Source organism: Pseudomonas grandcourensis (genome assembly GCF_039909015.1).
GTDB classification, from domain to species: domain Bacteria; phylum Pseudomonadota; class Gammaproteobacteria; order Pseudomonadales; family Pseudomonadaceae; genus Aquipseudomonas; species Aquipseudomonas grandcourensis.
This window is the reverse complement of the sequence record NZ_CP150919.1, coordinates 1585566-1605566: the sequence shown is the minus strand read 5'-3', so window position 1 is coordinate 1605566 and position 20001 is coordinate 1585566. Positions and strand designations below refer to the sequence as shown.

General features: G+C 54.5%; 17 protein-coding genes and 1 pseudogene. 3 read left to right on the top strand and 15 right to left on the bottom strand.

Features of this window, described 5'->3' with window-relative positions; all coding sequences use genetic code 11:
- Positions 1-122: 122 nt before the first annotated feature.
- The 10 genes from AABM52_RS07135 to cysK all read right to left on the bottom strand — a co-directional run bounded on the left by AABM52_RS07135 (position 123) and on the right by cysK (position 13560).
- Positions 123-4319, bottom strand: a complete 4197-nt coding sequence (locus tag AABM52_RS07135; protein WP_347911085.1) for a glycosyltransferase — start codon at positions 4317-4319, stop codon at positions 123-125.
- The gene (locus tag AABM52_RS07130; RefSeq protein WP_347912592.1) at positions 4312-5640 is read right to left on the bottom strand and encodes an ABC transporter ATP-binding protein; all 1329 of its coding nucleotides are present in this window, start codon (positions 5638-5640) and stop codon (positions 4312-4314) included. Before AABM52_RS07130 ends, AABM52_RS07135 begins: the two co-directional genes overlap by 8 nt.
- 52 nt (positions 5641-5692) lie before the next feature.
- Complete coding sequence (locus AABM52_RS07125) at positions 5693-6514, bottom strand: ABC transporter permease (RefSeq protein WP_347911084.1); 822 nt, start codon at positions 6512-6514, stop codon at positions 5693-5695.
- A complete protein-coding gene (rfbC, locus tag AABM52_RS07120) occupies positions 6514-7059 on the bottom strand; it encodes a dTDP-4-dehydrorhamnose 3,5-epimerase (RefSeq protein ID WP_347911083.1) in 546 nt (181 codons plus the stop codon). Before rfbC ends, AABM52_RS07125 begins: the two co-directional genes overlap by 1 nt.
- Positions 7059-7943, bottom strand: coding sequence for a glucose-1-phosphate thymidylyltransferase RfbA (gene rfbA / locus AABM52_RS07115; protein ID WP_347911082.1), 885 nt, complete (start codon positions 7941-7943; stop codon positions 7059-7061). The genes rfbC and rfbA overlap by 1 nt, the downstream gene beginning before the upstream one ends.
- Positions 7944-7945: 2 nt before the next feature.
- Positions 7946-8842: a dTDP-4-dehydrorhamnose reductase gene (gene rfbD, locus AABM52_RS07110; RefSeq protein WP_347911081.1), complete on the bottom strand. Its 897-nt coding sequence runs from the start codon at positions 8840-8842 to the stop codon at positions 7946-7948.
- A complete protein-coding gene (gene rfbB, locus AABM52_RS07105; RefSeq protein WP_347911080.1) occupies positions 8839-9909 on the bottom strand; it encodes a dTDP-glucose 4,6-dehydratase in 1071 nt (356 codons plus the stop codon). The genes rfbD and rfbB overlap by 4 nt, the downstream gene beginning before the upstream one ends.
- 4 nt (positions 9910-9913) lie before the next feature.
- Complete coding sequence (locus tag AABM52_RS07100; protein ID WP_347911078.1) at positions 9914-10897, bottom strand: glycosyltransferase family 2 protein; 984 nt, start codon at positions 10895-10897, stop codon at positions 9914-9916.
- Positions 10898-11382: 485 nt separating this feature from the next.
- Positions 11383-12321 (bottom strand): aspartyl/asparaginyl beta-hydroxylase domain-containing protein, encoded by a 939-nt coding sequence (locus AABM52_RS07095; protein WP_347911077.1) that lies wholly within the window; start codon positions 12319-12321, stop codon positions 11383-11385.
- A gap of 264 nt (positions 12322-12585) precedes the next feature.
- The gene (gene cysK, locus AABM52_RS07090) at positions 12586-13560 is read right to left on the bottom strand and encodes a cysteine synthase A (protein WP_347911076.1); all 975 of its coding nucleotides are present in this window, start codon (positions 13558-13560) and stop codon (positions 12586-12588) included.
- Positions 13561-13690: 130 nt separating this feature from the next.
- Between cysK and AABM52_RS07085 the strand changes: the two are divergent.
- Positions 13691-14505: pseudogene (locus AABM52_RS07085) on the top strand (hypothetical protein).
- Here the strand turns inward: AABM52_RS07085 and AABM52_RS07080 are convergent.
- Both AABM52_RS07080 and AABM52_RS07075 read right to left on the bottom strand, forming a co-directional pair.
- On the bottom strand, positions 14502-15002 hold the full coding sequence (locus AABM52_RS07080) for a DUF2442 domain-containing protein (RefSeq protein ID WP_347911075.1): 501 nt from the start codon (positions 15000-15002) through the stop codon (positions 14502-14504). The pseudogene AABM52_RS07085 and the gene AABM52_RS07080 sit on opposite strands and share 4 nt — an antisense overlap.
- Positions 14990-15220, bottom strand: a complete 231-nt coding sequence (locus AABM52_RS07075; RefSeq protein WP_347912591.1) for a DUF4160 domain-containing protein — start codon at positions 15218-15220, stop codon at positions 14990-14992. The genes AABM52_RS07080 and AABM52_RS07075 overlap by 13 nt, the downstream gene beginning before the upstream one ends.
- 205 nt (positions 15221-15425) lie before the next feature.
- Here AABM52_RS07075 and AABM52_RS07070 point away from each other — a divergent pair, with 205 nt between their 5' ends.
- Complete coding sequence (locus AABM52_RS07070) at positions 15426-16271, top strand: MoxR family ATPase (protein WP_007984829.1); 846 nt, start codon at positions 15426-15428, stop codon at positions 16269-16271.
- Between the two features lie 12 nt (positions 16272-16283).
- Complete coding sequence (locus AABM52_RS07065) at positions 16284-17462, top strand: VWA domain-containing protein (protein WP_347911074.1); 1179 nt, start codon at positions 16284-16286, stop codon at positions 17460-17462.
- Positions 17463-17580: 118 nt separating this feature from the next.
- Here the strand turns inward: AABM52_RS07065 and AABM52_RS07060 are convergent, their stop codons facing one another.
- Genes AABM52_RS07060 through AABM52_RS07050 form a run of 3 tightly spaced genes read right to left on the bottom strand, consistent with a single transcriptional unit; the run spans position 17581 to position 19957 of the window.
- Positions 17581-18507 (bottom strand): biotin-dependent carboxyltransferase family protein, encoded by a 927-nt coding sequence (locus AABM52_RS07060; protein WP_347911073.1) that lies wholly within the window; start codon positions 18505-18507, stop codon positions 17581-17583.
- Positions 18504-19208, bottom strand: coding sequence for a 5-oxoprolinase subunit PxpB (gene pxpB, locus AABM52_RS07055; RefSeq protein WP_347911071.1), 705 nt, complete (start codon positions 19206-19208; stop codon positions 18504-18506). Before pxpB ends, AABM52_RS07060 begins: the two co-directional genes overlap by 4 nt.
- Entirely contained in the window at positions 19205-19957 is a 753-nt protein-coding gene (locus tag AABM52_RS07050; RefSeq protein WP_347911070.1) for a 5-oxoprolinase subunit PxpA, read from the bottom strand. Before AABM52_RS07050 ends, pxpB begins: the two co-directional genes overlap by 4 nt.
- Between the last annotated feature and the right edge of the window lie 44 nt (positions 19958-20001).

The following is a 20001-nucleotide window of genomic DNA, read 5'->3' as shown; positions in this document are numbered from 1 at the left end:
CCATTCAATAAACCTGCACTTCACTACAGGCCACCTCTTCAGAGTTCGCCACAGGCTTCAATGCTTGAGCTGTCAAGTTCCAACAACTCAAACATCGACCAAGAGGCGTACCAAGATCTACTTTACGCCAAGTTTTTTTCGGCGAACGAGTACGAACTTAGTGGCAATTCGGAGCGGGTTGTGCTGAAGCCGATATCATTAAGAATATTGCTTAGTGATACCCACGCGGCTTCTACTCCCCATTCCTGCAGTGCGAAGCGTTGCCCCGACTCACTCAACTCATTCCAAAGTGATTCATTTTCATAAACCCGCACAATTGCCTCGGCGAAAGCTTGAGCATCGTCGGCCACAAGAATATTTTTATCGGCCGTCAGCAACATCCCCTCAGCCGCCAACGATGTAGCTACAACTGGCAAACCGTGAGCCATTGAAGTACCGATTTTGCCCTTGATGCCAGCACCGTAGCGCAGAGGCGCGACGGACACCCGCATCTTGTCCAGCAGTGGTGGCAAATCTTCAACAAAACCAGTGATGACTACGTCTTCACTTTCGAGTGCCAAAATTTCTGCCGGAGGCTTACTGCCAACCGCGTAGAAACGCACACCTGGCAATCGCTTTCGCAAATACGGCATGACCTCGGCAACAAAATACTGAACGGCATCGACGTTCGGAGTGTGCTGGTAACCGCCAACAAACAGGATGTCTCGTCGAGACTTGTAGCCTACTTCAGTACCTGTGACATCCATGATCAAAGGGAACAGGTGAATCTTTTCATTCGGCAATTGAGGGCGCAATAATTCAAGTTCATTTGTGCTGACCACAATTGCGGCATCCGCCCCCTTGATCGCCGAGAACTCCACTTCCTTCATGTCTTTCGCTGCACTGGCCTTTGCCGGATCATCAAGCAACTTGGCCTCGCGCTCCATTCTCAGGAAATGCAGGTCTACCGTATGATACAAGACCTTGGCACGGGGGCAGTGCTTACGAACCAGGTCCAGATTTCGCTCAACTACTTTAGGGCGTAACAAGTAAACAAGATCATAACGATCTTTGGCTTCTAGCAAATGTTCTTCAACAGTCTTGACATAAGGCCTGTAAAGCACCTCTATGCCTACCCGTTGCAGAGCCTCAGTGTAGCCTGGCATATACAGGAAGTTATCTTCCGGAATAAATGTTACCTGAAAGCCCATTTCTCGCAGCAACAGGAACGTATTGAAAGCCAATACTGAGCCAGCATCCTCATTGGGCGTTGGGGTGCAGTGATCCAGAATCAAAACCCGTCGAGTGGCCATACGATCCTTTGCAAGATCAAGGTTTTGCCCGTTCTTTTGATATGTCTGCAGACGTGCCTTCCAGCGAGCGAACATTTTTTGCATGTTCACAACCTGATAAGACTTGGCTCCCTGGGTTTCATCCCGCCCTGAAGTCACACCCTCATAATGCACTACGACTGAAAGCGGTTGATAGATAACGCGATAGCCCCGGTCTCTGATCTTCAGAGCCAGATCGGCATCCTCACAATAAGCTGGCAAATAATGCTCATCAAAACCACCCAACTCTTCGAATAGAGCTTTCGGGACTAAAATCGAAGCCCCCGAGCAGTAATCAACTTCACGCGCATAATTATAGACAGGCAAATCCGGATTCTGGTTTCTACCAAAATTCCACGCACTGCCATCTTGCCAGATTATCCCACCGGCTTCTTGCAGAGTACCATCTGGATAAATAAGCTTCGAACCCGCCAGTCCGGTGCCAGGAAACTCCTGGAAAGTCCTGAGCAGCTCATCGAGCCAGCGAGGCAACACCTTTGTATCGTTATTCAGGAAACACAGATATTTTCCTTTCGCTGCAAGTGCACCATTATTGCAAGAGCGAATAAACCCCTGGTTAACTTCGTTGCAAACCAGGCGGATTCCGTTCACTGACTTAAGCAACTCAACGGAGTTATCTGGCGAGCAATCGTCGACAACGATGACTTCAAAAGGAATTCCAGTCGTGTTTTCAGCCACAGAAGCCAGACAGCGCAGCGTGTAATCACACTTACCGTAGATAGGTACAATGATAGAGACGAGCGGCTGCGATGAGGTCTCGATGCTTATTTCACCGAACGAACCGTCTGCACATTCGGCGAAACTTTCATTCAATGTCGAAGGCTCGACCGAGACCTGCTTGTATTCAACCTGAACATCTGCCGCCTCAATCACGGATGGAAATTTATTAATCAACAAACTTCTATGTGACGCCTTGGTTTTCGGGCTAAACGGTAACTTCTGATATACACGCTTAACGTTCCTGAGCAAAAACTTTATGTAACGCTTGGTCTGCTTTATCGGCGAAAACACCCAACGGCTAATTTCGCGAAGTGGCAAAGTCAAACGCCAAGAACTGCTACCTTCCAGTTCCGCAATCCGCTCCCGAGCTTCTTTCAGCTCTTCGGTCAACCTCAGTGCCCACTGTCCGCGACGAACGATCTCTTCCTTTTGAGCTTCGTGGTCGACCAGTTTCATATCCAGATCAAGCAGTTTTTTATCGCAATCGGCTACGCTCTGTTCGAGGTGCGCAATTTTTTCAGCACTTGCAGAAACCTGGCTATTCAGGCTGGCGACTTGGGCATCACGCACAGAGCGAGCCTCATTTGAAGTAGAAAGATGCTCAGCTTGTTCAGCCAACGCTTGGATGAGGCTTGCAGTATGTTCCTCATGCTCAAGCAATAATTTTTCGAGCGCTTTGAGCTTTAATTGCTCCGCAATCAGGGCCTCACTCGACTCAGACAGATTCTTGTCTCTTGCAGTATCCAGGCTAGCAATTTGCTGATCTTGCTGGAGCAGTAACTCATCAAGTTCCGCCAGCTTTTCCTGCGCATCGCTCAATGCTCGATTGAGCTCCGTCAGCCTGATATCACGTTCGACCAGACTCTGATCAAGACTCGCAACCTGGTTTTCCTTCTCGAGCAGCAGGCGGTCAAGAACCTTTAGTCGTTCCTGCTCTTCGCCTCTGACTGCGCTCAGGTCAAACAGATTTTTATCCCGAGCGATAAGACTTTGATCAAGGCTAGCAATTTGCTGATCACGCTTGAGTAACGCGTCATTGAATTCGGCAATCTTGCTATCGCGCTGCTTGAGCATCGCGCTCTGATCCGACAGTTCGGCTTCCCGGCTTTCGACGAGCTGATTCAGTTGAACAACTTTCGCATCGCGCTCCAGCACCAAGGCCTCAATCGTCTGAATCTGCGTCTCTCGTTCACTCAAGAGCTGCTTCGACTCCAACAACCTTTGGTCGCATTCGCCAACGGATTGGCTAAGGTGGTGTATTTGATTTTCGTAAGCCAGTACCGACTCTTTCAGTATTTCAATATGTTTTTCGCGCTCAGCGACTATCCTGCCTAGTCCCTCGACATTCCGTTCCTTTTCGCCAAGGATCTGACTGAGGTCACCAATCTGGTTTGCCTGCTGGGTAATCGTGGCTGAGTACCTTGACGCAGTACTACTCGAAATTTTAGCAACAAGGTTCAATAACTCGGCCTGATCAGAGATCAGTTCAATTGAGTAAATCTCTGCGCTAGGAACCTGTATACGATCCAACACCTCCCACGAGTCAACATCCAGGCAGAGGAGCGTTGCCGTTTCGACACCGTTTGTACTGATATTTCTCGACTTGCTTAGACCGACATAAATGTACTTTTCGCTTACGTAAATACCGCGTGCATACCCTCCCAGCGCCTTGGAGCGGAGCAATTCACCCGCCGGAGAATATTCGCAAAGCCCTTGCTCTTCAGAGTTGGCGATCAGAAGGTTCTCACCAAACGCAGTGAGGCTGTGAGGTTGTGAAAGCCCTGTGATCAAATGCTTCCCGGTATTCAAATCCTGCACGTAGCCCGAGTTCCGGGTATGGCCTTTGTAGCCACGATGTTCGGCGAATTTTCCGAACGCAGAAAATACAACAGCACCATCCCATACAGCGAGACAGTTTATATGCAGCGAATCATTCTCACCTGGAAAGACCCAACGCTGCTCCTCTTCGCCATCAAGGTTCAACTTGACAATTTCGTTCCCTGTCGTGGCAACGATATAAATATGAGTGTCGACGATAAGCGCGTCGTGAATATCATGAAACTTTACAGTCGACTCGGTTACCTCAAGTGTCTGCTCGCCGTGAATCAACAAAGTGGCAGGTTGCAGCCCCCTTACAAAGTTCCTGGATGCGCGCCCCAAGCCTGTTGCACTAGTGCCATCCAGCTTATGAACTTTATTTTCATTGACTAAAAATAAACCGCCTTCGTTAGGACTGGAAACCAAAAGTCCCGAAAAAAAGTTACTCATTTATCAAAATCCTAGGAGAAAAGCCAAAATCAATGATTTCCGTCACTATGTCCTGTTTAATCGGCAGCACGCGAAATGCCACGGCATCTATCAACCGATGCAATACCGTTTCATCTTGCCCCAGCGCACCAAATGTTCCGGCATTAAAAAAGTACACTCCCGAACTCAAGATACAATTAAACTCAAACTCCACGTCAATTACTGTACCGGCGCGGACATAGGGAATAGTTAGATCTTGCGACGGTACCGACAAAACACCACCTAGTCGGAAACCTGACTTTGTCTTTATTACCGTACCAAATCTGACCAACGTCGCTGATTGGGAAAAATGTACCTGATAGCCATATTTGTATTTTCGACCACGCACCAGCGTATTGACCGGACGACCGTCCAGCGTCTTTATCCCTGGGTTCTGAATGAGGGCACCTTGCGAGGTCGTTTCAATCATGCAATCGGACTTCAATCCAGCATCGAAATAGTCTTCAGCTTCTTTTACTGGTACCGGCAAAGCCTTATCGACACCCAATACAGGAACAACTGCAGCCAACGCGATATTAGAGCGAATATCAGCTCGCTTTTCCTGTGGCGCATAGAGCAACTGCTGATATTTACCGACAATCTCTTTTGGCTCGCCCACCAATAGCAATTCTCCAGCGTCCATCAGAATTGCCCTATCGCAAAGCTCCACGACAATATTGCCAGAGTGCGATACAAATAAAATGGTCGTGCCTTTCGCCTTGATACTTTCAATCCGCGAATAGCACTTACGCTGAAATAATTCATCGCCTACTGACAGGGCTTCATCAATGACAAGCACTTCAGGATCCGAGTTTATAGCCACGGCAAATGCCAATCGAACGGACATACCGCTGGAGTATGTTTTTACGGGCTGGTCGATAAACTGGCCTATATCGGCAAACGCTTCGATTTCTGCGTAACGGGCATCGATCTCTTTTTTTGTGAGGCCGAGCACAGCGGCGTTCATATAAACATTTTCACGCCCGGTGAACTCAGGATTAAAACCTGAACCAAGTTCCAGAAGCGCTGCGATCCGACCGTTGACCTTGATATCCCCATCGCTGGGATTCAATGTGCCGCAAATCATTTGTAACAGCGTTGATTTACCACTGCCATTACGGCCGACGATACCCACGGTCTCGCCCTTTCTGACCTCGAATGAAACGTCCTTCAACGCCCAGAACTCACGATAATATTTCTTGAAGCCGCGGGCTAACATCTGCAACAGCCTGTCGCTCGGCTTTTCATATATTTGAAAGCACTTGCTCAGGTTGCTTACCCGAATTGCCACTTGACTACTCATAGCGGGAATCAGCGCTGTTTCAGTAGGACTAACGCCGGCCTGCACTTTCTCTTCAGAGGACATCGGCAAATCCCTTTCGCGTTTTCTGGAACCAGGCAAAGCCAAGCCATGAAAAGATCAATGCGCCAGCAGAATAGCTCAGCAATACCAGGTAATTCGGCCCCTCACCCCAAATCAACACAGCCCTTGCTTGCTCAATAATTGGCACAAGTGGATTCATCTGCATGATTTGTTGGTATTCGACAGGCAATGACGAAACGGAATAAAATATTCCCGAGAGAAACATCAGCATTGTAATCACGACACCGATGACTTGCGTAATGTCACGCAAGTACACTCCCAGCGAAGCCAGAGCCCAAGAGACCCCCATCGAAAACATCAATAAAGGCAACATGACAAAAGGCATAAATAACGCAGTTGAATGAGGTACGCCGAAGAACACGGAATAAAACACCAACCACACCACAATACTAATCAAACTGTGAAACAATGCAGCGCCCATCGATACCCAAGGAAGAACCTCTAATGGGAAAACAACTTTTTTTACATAGTTCACATTCGAGAGTATCAAGCTTGGGGCACGCCCGACACACTCCGAAAACACGTTAAAAACAATCAGGCCGGCAAACAACACCAAGGCATATTCCGATTTAGATCCGCCCTCGTGCCCTCCCCATCTTGCATTGAAGACAACGCTGAATACAAAGGTATAAACCCCAAGCATTAATATCGGGTTAAACAACGACCAAAACAAACCAAGACTGGAGCCCCGATAACGACCCAATATTTCTCGCTTGGTGAGCGCGGCAATCAGTGCTCGGTTTCGCCAGAAACTGGCAACCATTTCTATCGGGGAAGTCGAAAAATGTTGCATTAACCAAACACCTCAGCCTGCGCCAAAAAAGCACCTTGCGCATCTTTCGTCGACAGTGCCGGGGGCTCATTGATCGGCCAATCGATACCCAGTGCCGGGTCATCCCAGCGTATGCACCGCTCATGAGATGGCGCGTAGAAGTCCGTGGTCTTGTAAAGGAATTCCGCGGTGTCCGAAAGCACGACAAATCCATGGGCGAAACCTTCGGGCACCCATAACTGATGCTTGTTTTCCGCAGACAAATAAGCGCCGACCCACTGCCCGAATGTCGCGGAGTCACGACGAATATCAACAGCAACATCAAACACTTCGCCCTGGACAACGCGAACGAGTTTCCCCTGGGGCTGCTGGACCTGATAGTGCAGGCCGCGCAATACGCCCTTGGTTGAGCGAGAGTGATTGTCCTGTACGAAGTGAGCGGAACGCCCCACTACCTCCTCAAAAGCGCGCTGATTGAAACTTTCAAAGAAGAACCCGCGCGGATCACCAAATACTTTAGGTTCGAACAGCACAACATCGGAGATGGCTAACGGTGTGGCTTTCATCAGAAAATCGTCTCCTGCAGGAGACGCTTGAGATATTGGCCATAGCCGTTTTTCAAAAGTGGAGCAGCGAGATTTTCAAGCTGTTCGGCATCGATCCACTTCTGGCGGAAGGCAATCTCCTCCGGACAGGCGACTTTGAGGCCCTGGCGATGCTCAAGTGTGGCAATGAAGTGACTGGCTTCCAGGAGTGAGTCGTGGGTGCCCGTATCCAGCCAGGCGTAACCGCGCCCCATGATTTCCACGGACAGGTTGCCTTGTTCCAGATAAATGCGGTTAAGGTCAGTAATTTCCAGTTCGCCACGGGGCGACGGCTTGATGCTTTTGGCAATCTCGACAACTTGCTTGTCGTAGAAGTACAGACCGGTCACGGCGTAGTTCGATTTTGGCTTGAGTGGCTTCTCTTCCAGGCTGATCGCCTTGCCCTGAGCATCGAACTCCACCACTCCGTAACGTTCCGGGTCGTTGACGTGGTAGGCAAAAACACTGGCCCCGTCGACCCGTTCCATGGCGTTCTGCAACAGTTCGTTGAAATGGTGGCCGTGATAGATGTTGTCGCCCAGCACTAAGGCGGACGGATCGTTACCGATGAAGTCCTCACCGATGATGAATGCCTGCGCCAGACCATCCGGCGACGCCTGCACCGCATAGGAAATGTTCAAGCCCCAACGGGCGCCATCCCCTAGCAGTTGCTCGAAGCGCGGCGTGTCTTGCGGCGTGGAAATGATCAGGATATCGCGAATACCGGCCAGCATCAGGGTGCTCAGCGGGTAGTAGATCATCGGTTTGTCGTATACCGGCAGCAACTGCTTGGAGATCGACAATGTTGCAGGGTGCAGTCGAGTTCCCGAGCCGCCGGCCAGGATGATTCCTTTACGATTGAACATATTCACTTCTCTAGAATTTCTGTAAGCATCCGTGCCACACCGACTCGCCAATCAGGCAGGCTTAGCGCAAAGGCCTTTCCCAGTTTTTGGGTATTGAGGCGGGAGTTGCACGGGCGTTTTGCTGGCGTTGGGTATGCTTCAGTAGCAATCGCACCGACCAGCGTCGGGGAGACCTTCAAGTCCACGCCTGCCAACTCGGCTCGTTCGAGCACAAAGCGCGCGTAGCGACACCAGGTGGTTTCACCAGAGGCCGCAAGATGGTAGAGCCCGCCCAGTTCCGGGCTTGCGAGGGTGCTGCGCACAGCATGGGCAGTGACATCGGCCAACAACTCTGCCCCGGTCGGCGCACCAAACTGATCGTCGATGACGTTCAAGCTCTCGCGCTCACAGGCCAGACGCAGCATGGTCTTGGCGAAGTTGTTGCCTCGTGCGGCATACACCCAACTGGTACGGAAAATCAGGTGCGAGCAGCCACTGGCCTGGATCGCCTGCTCACCCGCCAGTTTGCTGGAGCCATAGACACTCAGCGGTGCGACCGGATCACTTTCCTGCCAAGGGGTTTCACCGTCGCCGGCGAATACATAGTCCGTGGAGTAATGCACCAGCAAGGCATTCAGAGCCAACGCTTCCCGGGCCAGCACTGCTGGCGCTTCGGCATTCACCCGATGTGCCTGCTGTGATTCGCTTTCAGCCTTGTCGACAGCGGTATACGCCGCGGCATTGACAATAACGTCAGGCGCAAAGCGCTGTACGGTCGCAGCGAGCCCCGAGAGGTCATTCAGATCGCCACAGTAATCCGGGCTGCGGGAGTCCAGTGCAAGCAACTCACCCAGCGGGGCAAGACTGCGTTGCAGCTCCCACCCGACTTGGCCGTTTTTACCGAGCAATAGAATTTTCATGCAGTACGCCCGGCGTAGTTTTTCTCTACCCACTGAAGATAAGCACCCGACTGGATATTGCTGACCCACTCCTGGTTATCCAGGTACCACTGGACGGTTTTACGGATACCGGTTTCGAAGGTTTCTGCCGGTTTCCAGCCCAGTTCACGCTCAAGTTTGCGAGCGTCGATGGCATAACGGCGGTCATGCCCGGGACGATCGGTCACGTAGGTGATTTGAGCGTTGTAAGGCTGACCGTCGGCGCGTGGACGCATCTGGTCGAGCAAGGCGCAGACCGTGTGCACGATGTCCAGGTTAGGCTTTTCGTTCCAGCCGCCCACGTTATAAACCTCACCCACGATGCCGGCTTCCAGTACGCGACGAATGGCGCTGCAATGGTCTTTGACATACAGCCAGTCACGAATCTGCTGGCCATCACCGTAGACAGGCAATGCCTTGCCAGCCAGCGCGTTGACGATCATCAGCGGAATGAGTTTTTCCGGGAAGTGATACGGCCCGTAATTGTTCGAGCAGTTGGTCGTCAGCACCGGCAGGCCATAGGTGTGATGGTAGGCACGTACCAAATGGTCACTGGCGGCCTTGCTGGCCGAGTAAGGGCTGTTCGGCTCGTACTGGTGGCTTTCGCTGAACGCGGCTTCATCCTTGGCTAGCGAACCATAGACTTCGTCGGTAGACACATGCAGGAAGCGAAACGACTGCTGCGCATCGGATGCCAGGCCCTTCCAGTAAGCGCGCACGGCCTCCAGCAAGCGGAACGTACCAACGATGTTGGTCTCAATGAAGTCTTCCGGACCATGAATGGAGCGATCAACGTGCGATTCGGCGGCGAAGTTCAGGATCGCGCGAGGTTGATGCTCTTCCAGCAGGCGGGCCACCAGGGCGCTGTCACCGATATCACCACGCACAAATACGTGCCGCTCGTTACCGGCCAGGCTGCTGAGGTTATCCAGATTGCCTGCATAGGTCAGCTTGTCCAGATTGACCAGAGTTTCATCAGACTGAGCCAGCCAGTCCAATACAAAGTTCGCACCGATGAAGCCTGCACCGCCAGTTACTAAGATAGTCATTGATTCAGATCTTTTTCAGTAAAGTTGCGAGGATCAGCCCCAGGTTCCCAGCGACCGTCTGCCGGTACAGACCGGCACGCTTGAAGCCCAGAATCCTTGGTAAAAGTGGTTTGCTACGCGCCGTCTTGAATTGATCAAGCTTCACCCGATGCTCTTGGCTCAATCGATGACGCATAGATTCCAAAGCATGAATATTTTGAGTATTCCATTCGTAAAAAAGCCCCCTGAACGCCATGCGCAAGCGCTTGAGGCGTGCCAGCCAACTGGAGTTGGTCCCTACCACGTTTTCATTGTGCTGACGGTATAGCACCGTTGGTACAGGGTCATAGTGGACAGCGCCACCCGCACCGGAAATCAACTGATACGCCCACCAGTCATGCGAAGGTATATTCAGATTGTCGCCTGCTTCTTGCAGTAACGCGCGTGCGGCCTGGTTAAAGACCATTGTGTTGCCGCCCCCGATATTTTGCACGAGCGCATTGGAAAAGTGCGGCGCAAGAGCAAATTTGGGAGAGTAACCAAAAGAAAAACCTGACTCACAAATCAGTTCGGTGCGCCCACAGTAAAGGGCCGGCACACCCTCCGGGGCTGACTTCAACCAGGCTATTGCCTTCTCGAGTTTTTCTTGCTTCCAGATATCGTCCTGATCAGCCCACGCATAGAAGTCTGCGTGAATGTCTGTCCGACAAGTGAGCGAAAGGAAGTTTGCGACGAAGCCTCGGCCAGGCCCCTCGATAACCTGGAGACGCCCCGCCCCCCACTGAGCCGTTGTGGCTTGAAGGATGTCCAGCGTCCGGTCCTGGGAGCCATCGTCCGAGACATAGACAGTCCAGTCACAATGAGACTGCTGCTGAAATGACTCAAGCTGCTGGGCTAAAAACGATTCTCCATTGTAGGAACACATCAGTATTGCGACTTTTTCAGTTCGGCAATCACTCAACGTGGTACCGGCGCAAGAATGAAGAAAGCTGGATCCCAAGATGCCCACAAAATCTCCTTCCGTGTACATGACAGGTGTAATGTCAATTAGTACTTATTTATTAAAATCAACACGATAAGGATTCGAATCGTTTTCAGAGCTTGATTATTCAGACAGCGCAAGAGGAGTCAGTACTGCACATCCGAATTCCCACACAGCATCCCAAGCAACGCTGCCACCCGGCCATCAGCAGTATTTCCACATGGCTTGGACTGCGTTCTTGAGCACAACCTTCTTGGCTTTCAGCCTGATTTAGGTGAGGTTTCGAACATCTCGTACGCAAAATCCATGCAAAACGAACTCAACCTTTAAAGCAAAATACAGACCAACAAGGCCAGTGAAGCCTAAGACGACATAAATCCGACACAGGGTCTCCACTGTAGTCTCAGGGCGTTTACGGGGACGAATCGTACTACAAAGCTGTAACAAAGTTCCCAAAAAACCGAAAGAAAGATCGCCGTTCGGCGGTCTTTTTTCCTACCTAGCGGGACAACTCAGACAAACAGCCAATAGACAAGCAACCCAAATACCGCTACGGCCAAAACCGGCCGAAAAACGCGATATGCCTTGGGGTTACGGCGTTTCCACTGCTTCACCACACCACTGAATTTATCGCTGGAATTCTTGCTCCAGGCGTAGACCTGGTTGATCCCGCCTACACGCTCGTCGTCCAGGTTCTGAGGGGCTGTGGCGCGCCCCAGCCAGGCGCTGATACTGCGATTGATGCGGGTCATGAGGCGATTGCTCAGCGGGCGTTCGATATCGCAGAACAGGATGACGCGGGTCTTTTCCGTTTCATTCTTGACCCAGTGCACGTAGGTCTCGTCGAACATCACGTCCTCACCATCGCGCCAGGCGTAAACCTGCCCGTCGACGAAGATGCGGCAGTCATCGGAATTGGGAGTGGAGAGGCCCAAGTGATAACGCAGGGAGCCGGCAAACGGATCACGATGCGGGTTGAGGTGGCTGCCACCCGGCAGCAACGCGAACATGGCGCCTTTGACGCCGGGAATGCTGTTGACCAATTCCACGGTTTTCGGGCACAAGGCTTCGGCAGATGGCAGCGGTTTGTCATACCACTTGAGATAGAAACGCTTCCAGCCCTTCTTGAAGAACGAGCCAAAACCGGCGTCGTTGTTCTTTGCCGCCGCTCGAATATACCCCTCATCGAACAAGTGCATCGCTTCGTCGCGAATCACCTCCCAGTTGTCCTTGAGCAGATCCAGTTCCGGGAACTTGCTGCGATCCAGATACGGTTTCGAAGGCACATCGGAAAACAGGTACATCAAGGCGTTATAGGGTGCGAACAGTGCCGAATGGTTAACGAACTGGCGCAAAACCGGAAGACGCGCCTTGCCACGCAAATGCACATAGAGAGTGCTCCCGAGAAACAGCAGCAACAACGAGGCCTTCGCGGCAACCGATAAAGTCATCAACAACTCCTTTGAAGATAAACGACACTGCTCCACGTCCATTGCCCGACGTGGCTGCCAGCATGATAAAGACTACCGCCTTGGTGAAAACCTGCACTTTTCAACACTCAATGTTAATGAATGTGCAACAAAGCACTCATTAACATAAGGTGCCTGAACGCTGACTGATGCAAATCCATCATCAACCGGACCCGTTCAATGGATCGCAACCAGCGACAACACCTCAGCCATCACCGCCAGCCACGACCCGCCAATGTTCAGCGCTTACTGCTGATTCTCCTGTTCGGTAAACAGATCACTGAACAGCATGCTCGACAGGTAACGCTCACCGGAATCCGGCAGGATCACGACGATGGTCTTGCCCTGCATTTCCGGGGTCTCGGCCAGCCGAACGGCCACTGCCATGGCGGCGCCGCAGGAAATCCCGCACAAGATTCCCTCTTCCTGCATCAAGCGCAAGGCCATGGCCTTGGACTCTTCGTCACTGACCAGCTCCACTCGATCGACGATCGACAAATCGAGATTCTTCGGCACAAAACCGGCACCGATACCCTGGATCTTGTGCGGGCTTGGCTTGATTTCCTCACCGGCCAAGGCCTGGGTGATCACCGGCGACACCACCGGTTCCACCGCCACCGAGAGTATCGGCTTGCCCTGGGTATTCTTGATATACCGTGAAACCCCGGTGATGGTTCCACCGGTTCCGACGCCTGCCACCAGCACGTCGACCGCGCCGTCGGTATCGTTCCAGATTTCCGGGCCGGTGGTTTTTTCGTGGATGGCCGGGTTGGCCGGGTTATCGAATTGCGCCGGCATGAAGTACTTCGACGGGTCGCCGGCAACGATTTCACCGGCTTTCTCGATCGCGCCCTTCATGCCTTTGGCCGGCTCGGTCAACACCAGTTCGGCGCCCAGTGCCTTGAGTACCTTGCGGCGCTCGATACTCATGGACGCCGGCATGGTCAGCATCAGTTTGTAGCCACGGGCGGCGGCCACGAAGGCCAGGCCGATGCCGGTATTGCCGGAGGTGGGTTCGACGATGGTCATGCCCGGCTTGAGTTTGCCACTGCTCTCGGCATCCCAGATCATGTTCGCGCCGATCCGGCACTTGACCGAGTAACCCGGGTTGCGCCCTTCGATCTTGGCCAGGATGGTCACACCACGCGGCGCAATACGATTGATCTGCACCAGCGGCGTATTGCCAATGGAGTGGGCGTTGTCAGCGAAAATGCGGCTCATGGCTGGGTCCTTAACGACAGCATTGAAATAGGGCATCAAGGTAAGCCCTCTTGCCCGCAGGCGTCCAGTCAGGTCGAACGTCCGCTTATCAGTGCAGTCAATGACTTTGGACCGGCAGAGATTTGCCGCCATGAAACGTCGATACAGTTGGCCTCTGGGGCCCCTCATCGGCCTCATTGTGCTGCTGATAACGCTCCACATCGCCTTGCCCTATCTGGTACGCAACTACCTCAATGAGCGGCTGGCGAACATGGGCGACTACCGCGGCCAAATCACCGACGTGGACCTGGCCCTGTGGCGCGGCGCCTACAAAATCAACGGACTGAAAATCGTCAAGATCGAAGGCCAGGTGCCAGTGCCTTTCGTCAGTGCGCCGTGGGTGCCAACATCTACAACCTGACCAACGTGGTCGACACCAAAGACAAGCGTGATGCGCGCTTCGAAGGTAAAGCCCTGCTGCTAGGGCACGCACCACTGGAAACCACGGCCACCTTCGACCCCTTGAGCGACTTTGAAGACTTCGAGTTTCGCTTGCGCACCACGAATACCGAGCTCAAGCGTTTGAACGACTTCGCCGCGGCCTACGGCAAGTTCGACTTTAATGCCGGCCATGGCGACGCGGTGAACGAAGCCTCAGCCAGCAGGGGGCAATTGACCGACTACATCAAGCCGCTGCTACGCAATGTCGACGTGTTCAACTGGCAGCAGGATGTGGAAAACAAGGACAAAGGGCTGTTCCGCTCGATTTGGGAAGCCCTCGTCGGCGGTACCGAGACCGTCTTGAAAAACCAGGGCAAAAACCAGTTTGCGACACGGGTCGAACTCAAGGGCAACGTGCACCAGCAAGATGTCAGCGCGTTTCAGGCTTTTTTGCAGATTTTACGCAATGGATTCATCCAGGCGTTCAATGCGCGGTATGAACGAGCCAAGCTGGATGCAGGCTAATTTTTGCGCGTGACGATGTACCGGCCAGTGTCTTCTGCCGCACGGGGCGAATTCGATTGCTGTTGCAGGAAATCCCAACCCAGGCAGGCCAGGGCTAACGATCGCGGCACCGCTTCGCGACCACTGCTGTATCGGGTGATGCTACGGGTACTGACCCCCAGCGCTTCAGCCGCCTGATTAAGTGGTAACCCGGTGCGAGCACGCCAATCGATGAAGATTCGGGTGTTCTCGTCGGCTGCATTTTGCGCCAAGGCATCCAGATAGAGAGTGTCTGCACCAATCTGGATATCAAGCTCAGGCCATTCGACACTCCAGCCATCGTCACCCAACGCTGCATGCTGAAAAGCGCCCCCCTGTAAAGGTTGCAGGCCTGGATAGGCATGCAGGTCGCGGCTCAAATCGAGCAGCAGTTGCTGACCATCGATAAATGTCAGCGCCAGACGATAATCCGACAACGCTTGCACTGCCGATAACCGTGGCCGTTTCATGGGTAGCATCGTTTCCAATCCTCCAGCAATTGAGTCTGGTTAGCTTTGATCCACTCCAGAGCTTCCCTGAGAATCAGCGGCGGCGCCTTGCCCACCATCACGTCGACAGTTTCCAGGCTCAGCATGACGTCCAGCCCGCCACCCGTCAGATGAACGTGTGGCGGTGGATGATCCTTTTCGCGCAACTGAATGCGGTATGTATCTCGAAATCGGTATTTTGTAGACATGCCCGACATGATATCGCCAAAATGGCGATAGCTAAATACTGGCCACCTACCGAGACCGAGTCAAGATGTGACGCCCCATTCAGAGACTGAATAAGCCGTCTGCGTTCACAGTCGACCGGGCACCGCGTTATAGTCGGGACTGACCATTTTATTGCGCCCCCGCCCTGCCTCGTTCAGGTCGGCGTTACCGTTCGAGGATTAGCAGATGAAGTTCGAAGGCACCCAGGCCTACGTCGCCACCGATGACCTGAAGCTGGCGGTCAACGCCGCCATCACCCTGGAGCGACCGTTGCTGGTCAAGGGCGAACCGGGCACCGGCAAGACCATGCTCGCCGAGCAACTGGCCGAATCCTTTGGCGCCAAGCTGATCACCTGGCACATCAAGTCCACCACCAAGGCCCATCAAGGCCTGTACGAGTACGACGCGGTCAGCCGCCTGCGTGACTCGCAACTGGGCACGGAAAAGGTTCACGACGTTCGCAACTACCTGAAAAAGGGCAAGCTCTGGGAAGCTTTCGAGTCCGAAGAGCGGGTCATCCTGTTGATCGACGAAATCGACAAGGCCGACATCGAATTCCCCAACGACCTGCTGCAAGAACTCGACAAAATGGAGTTCTACGTTTACGAAATCGACGAGACCATCAAGGCCAAGAAGCGCCCGATCATCATCATTACCTCCAACAACGAGAAAGAGCTGCCGGACGCGTTCCTGCGCCGCTGCTTCTTCCACTACATCGCCTTCCCAGACCGTGTCACGATGCAGCGGATCGTCGACGTGCACTACCCGGACATCAAGAAGGATCTGGTCAGCGAAGCGCTGGACGTGTTCTTCGACGTGCGCAAGGTGCCGGGCCTGAAGAAGAAGCCTTCGACCTCCGAGCTGGTGGACTGGCTGAAGCTGCTGATGGCCGACAACATCGGCGAAGCGGTGCTGCGTGAACGCGATCCGACCAAAGCCATCCCGCCGCTGGCCGGCGCTTTGGTGAAGAACGAACAGGACGTGCAACTGCTGGAGCGTCTGGCGTTCATGAGCCGTCGCGGCACCCGCTAAGAGGCTGATGCCATGCTGCTCAACCTGTTCAATGAAATGCGCGCAGCCAAGGTGCCGGTCTCGGTGCGTGAGCTGCTGGACCTGATCAACGCGCTGAAACAGCGCGTGACCTTCGCCGACATGGACGAGTTCTATTACCTGTCCCGGACGATCCTGGTGAAGGACGAACGGCATTTCGACAAGTTCGACCGGGCGTTCGGTGCCTACTTCAATGGCCTGGAAAAGCTCGACGATCACCTGCAGGCGCTGATTCCGGAAGACTGGCTGCGCAAGGAATTCGAGCGTTCGCTGACCGACGAAGAGCGAGCGGCGATCCAGTCCCTCGGTGGCCTGGACAAGCTGATCGAAGAGTTCAAGAAACGCCTCGAAGAACAGAAGGAACGCCACGCCGGTGGCAACAAGTGGATCGGCACCGGGGGCACCAGCCCGTTCGGTTCCGGTGGTTTCAACCCGGAAGGCATTCGGGTCGGCGACGCTGGCAAGCGCCAGGGCAAGGCGGCCAAGGTCTGGGACCAGCGCGAATACAAGAACCTCGACGACTCTGTCGAACTGGGTACGCGCAACATCAAGGTCGCCCTACGGCGCTTGCGCAAGTTTGCCCGGCAAGGTGCGGCGGAAGAACTGGACATCGATGGCACCATCGACCACACCGCCAAGGATGCCGGCCTGCTGAACATCCAGATGCGGCCGGAGCGGCGCAACACCGTCAAGCTGTTGCTGCTGTTCGACATCGGCGGCTCGATGGACGCCCATGTGAAGATTTGCGAGGAGTTGTTCTCGGCCTGCAAGACCGAGTTCAAACATCTGGAGTACTTCTACTTCCATAACTTCATTTATGAATCGGTGTGGAAGAACAACATGCGCCGCACCTCCGAGCGCACCTCGACCATGGACCTGCTGCACAAGTACGGTGCCGACTACAAAGTGATCTTCATCGGCGACGCCGCCATGGCGCCCTATGAAATCACCCAAGCGGGCGGCAGTGTCGAGCACTGGAACGAAGAAGCCGGTTACGTGTGGATGCAGCGGTTCAAGGAGAAGTACAAGAAGCTCATCTGGATCAACCCGTATCCGAAGGACACCTGGGGCTATACCTCATCGACCAACATCGTGCGGGATTTGATCGAGGACCAGATGTATCCGCTGACCCTGAGGGGGTTGGAGGAAGGGATGCGGTTTTTATCCAAGTAATACGCTTGCCTGGTCTGACGCCATCGCGAGCAGGCTCGCTCCCACAGGGGGCTGTGTTGTTCATGAAACTTGTGAACGACACAGTTCCATTGTGGAAGCGAGCTTGCTCGCGAAGCTTTTAGCTGTTCGAAAATCGCTGCAAGTACTCGACTTGTTCGCGGTGCGCCACGTCCTGCACCACCGGCCGCAACCGCACCCGCGCCCCCGGCAAACACTGCGCCAGCCGCGCCAGCGCCAACGGCGTCAACGCTCCCAATCGCGGATACCCACCAATGGTCTGCCGATCATTGAGCAACACAATCGGCTGCCCGTCGGGCGGTACCTGCACTGCCCCCAACGGAATGCCTTCGGAAATCATCGGTTTGCCCTGGTACTGCAGCGCCTTACCCAACAGGCGAACCCCCATCCGGTCGGCTCGGCTGTCGAGGCTCCACACGCTGTTGAACGCATCGAACAGGCTCTGCCCGCTGAACTCGCCAATCTGCGCACCGAGCACCAGATCCAGCAGTGGCTCGCCGGTGAAATCCTGCACCCATTGGCTCGGCAACTCCCGCAGCAATACCAGCGAGCTCCCCGAGAAGCTCAAGGTCGCGCCTTTACCCAGCGCATGGCCCATTCCGTCCAGGCCGCCGAGTTCCTCACGGACCACTGTCGCGCTGCTGCCCAGCACTTTCGGCGCATCAAACCCACCCGGCGCCGCCAAATAGGCCCGGGCACCGAGTAGCGGCCGGATGAATTGCAAACGCTGGCCTTTGTGCAGCCTGAAACTGCGCCATGGCGCCAGCGCTTCGCCGTCCACCTGCGCGCCAAGATCCGCTCCGGCCAAGGCCAGCACGCAGTCTTCCTCGGCCACGACAGTGAACCCGCCGAGGGTGATTTCGATTACCGGCGCATCCAGCCCGTTGCCCAACAGCCAGTTGGCCCAGGACATCGAACGCCAATCGGCCGCTCCGCCCTGGGTCACGCCCAGATGTCGCACGCCGAATCGACCGGCATCCTGCAACAGACACAGTGGCGTACTCGCTTCAATCACCAGCCGGCTCATGCCATGGCCTCCAGTGGCGTATCGTCACCGCCCAGGTTAATGAATTCGGCATGGCCGACCGCTTCGAATCGTACGGTGTCACCCGGTTGCATCAGGCTGTAGCCGTCACGGTTGCGATCGAACAATTTGGCCGGCGTGCGGCCAATCAGGTTCCAGCCCCCCGGCGACACCACCGGGTAGGCCGCCGTCTGCCGTTCGGCGATGCCGACACTGCCGGCCGCGACTTTCTTGCGTGGCGTGTTCAGACGCGGCGCGGCGAGCACCTCTTCTACCAGTCCCATGAAGGCGAAGCCCGGTGCAAAACCCAGGGCAAACACCTGATATTCACGCTCGCAGTGACGACGGATCACCTGCTCCACCGCCAACCCGCTGCGCTGCGACAACAGGCTCAGCTCCGGGCCGACGCTCAAGTCGTACCACACCGGCAACACATGACATTTGCCGCGGTCATGGGCGTTGGGCGACAGATCGATCAGCGCTTGGGCAATCAATTCCCGTGCCTGGGCGGGACTCAGCGCGGTCAAGTCGTAATGCACCATCAAGGTGGTGTAGGACGGCACCAGATCGATCAGATGCCCGGCAAATGCCGTGCGCAGACTTTCACTGGCCGCCAGCATCCACGGCATGTTGGCTTCGGCAATTTCATCGAACAGGCGCACCATCAGGCAATCCAGCGCCACCACTTCTACCCACAGCTTCATGACGCGATCTGCCGGTTCAAGGCTTCACGGATGCGTTGCACGGCTGCGACCGAACTGGCGTTGTCGCCGTGCACGCAAAGGGTGTTGGCCTGCAAATGCAGGGCGCTGCCATCGCTGGCGGTGAGCGGATCGCCACGGGCAATGGTCAGCGCCTGCCCGATGATTGTTTCCGCGTCGTGATGCACCGCTCCCGGCAGTTGTCGCGAGACCAGCTTGCCGGCGCTGTCGTAAGCCCGATCGGCGAAGGCCTCGAACCACAGGGTCACGCCGTATTCATCGCCCATTTGTTGGGCCGCGCTGTTGTCGCGGGTGGCCATCAACATCAGCGGCAGGTTGCGGTCATAGGACGCCACTGCTTGCAAAACAGCGCACAGCAGAGTCGGGTTAGCCATCATGTCGTTGTACATCGCTCCATGGGGTTTGACGTAACTGACTCGCCCACCCTGGGCCCGGCATATGCCGTCGAGGGCGCCGATCTGGTAATGCAGAATGTCCTGAAGTTCCTGGGGGGCATAGCCCATGGAGCGACGGCCGAACCCCACCAGGTCCTGATAGGCCGGATGCGCGCCAACTTGCACACCGTGGCTGAGGGCGAGGCTGACGGTCTTGCGCATGATGCTCGGGTCGCCGGCGTGAAAACCGCAGGCGATGTTGGCGCAATCGATGAAGGGCATGATTTCTGCGTCCAGACCCATGGTCCAGCTGCCGAAACTCTCGCCGATGTCGCAGTTCAATAGCAGGCGGCTCACGCTGAACACTCCTGTAGGCTTTATTCTTTTCAGCTGCGGGACAT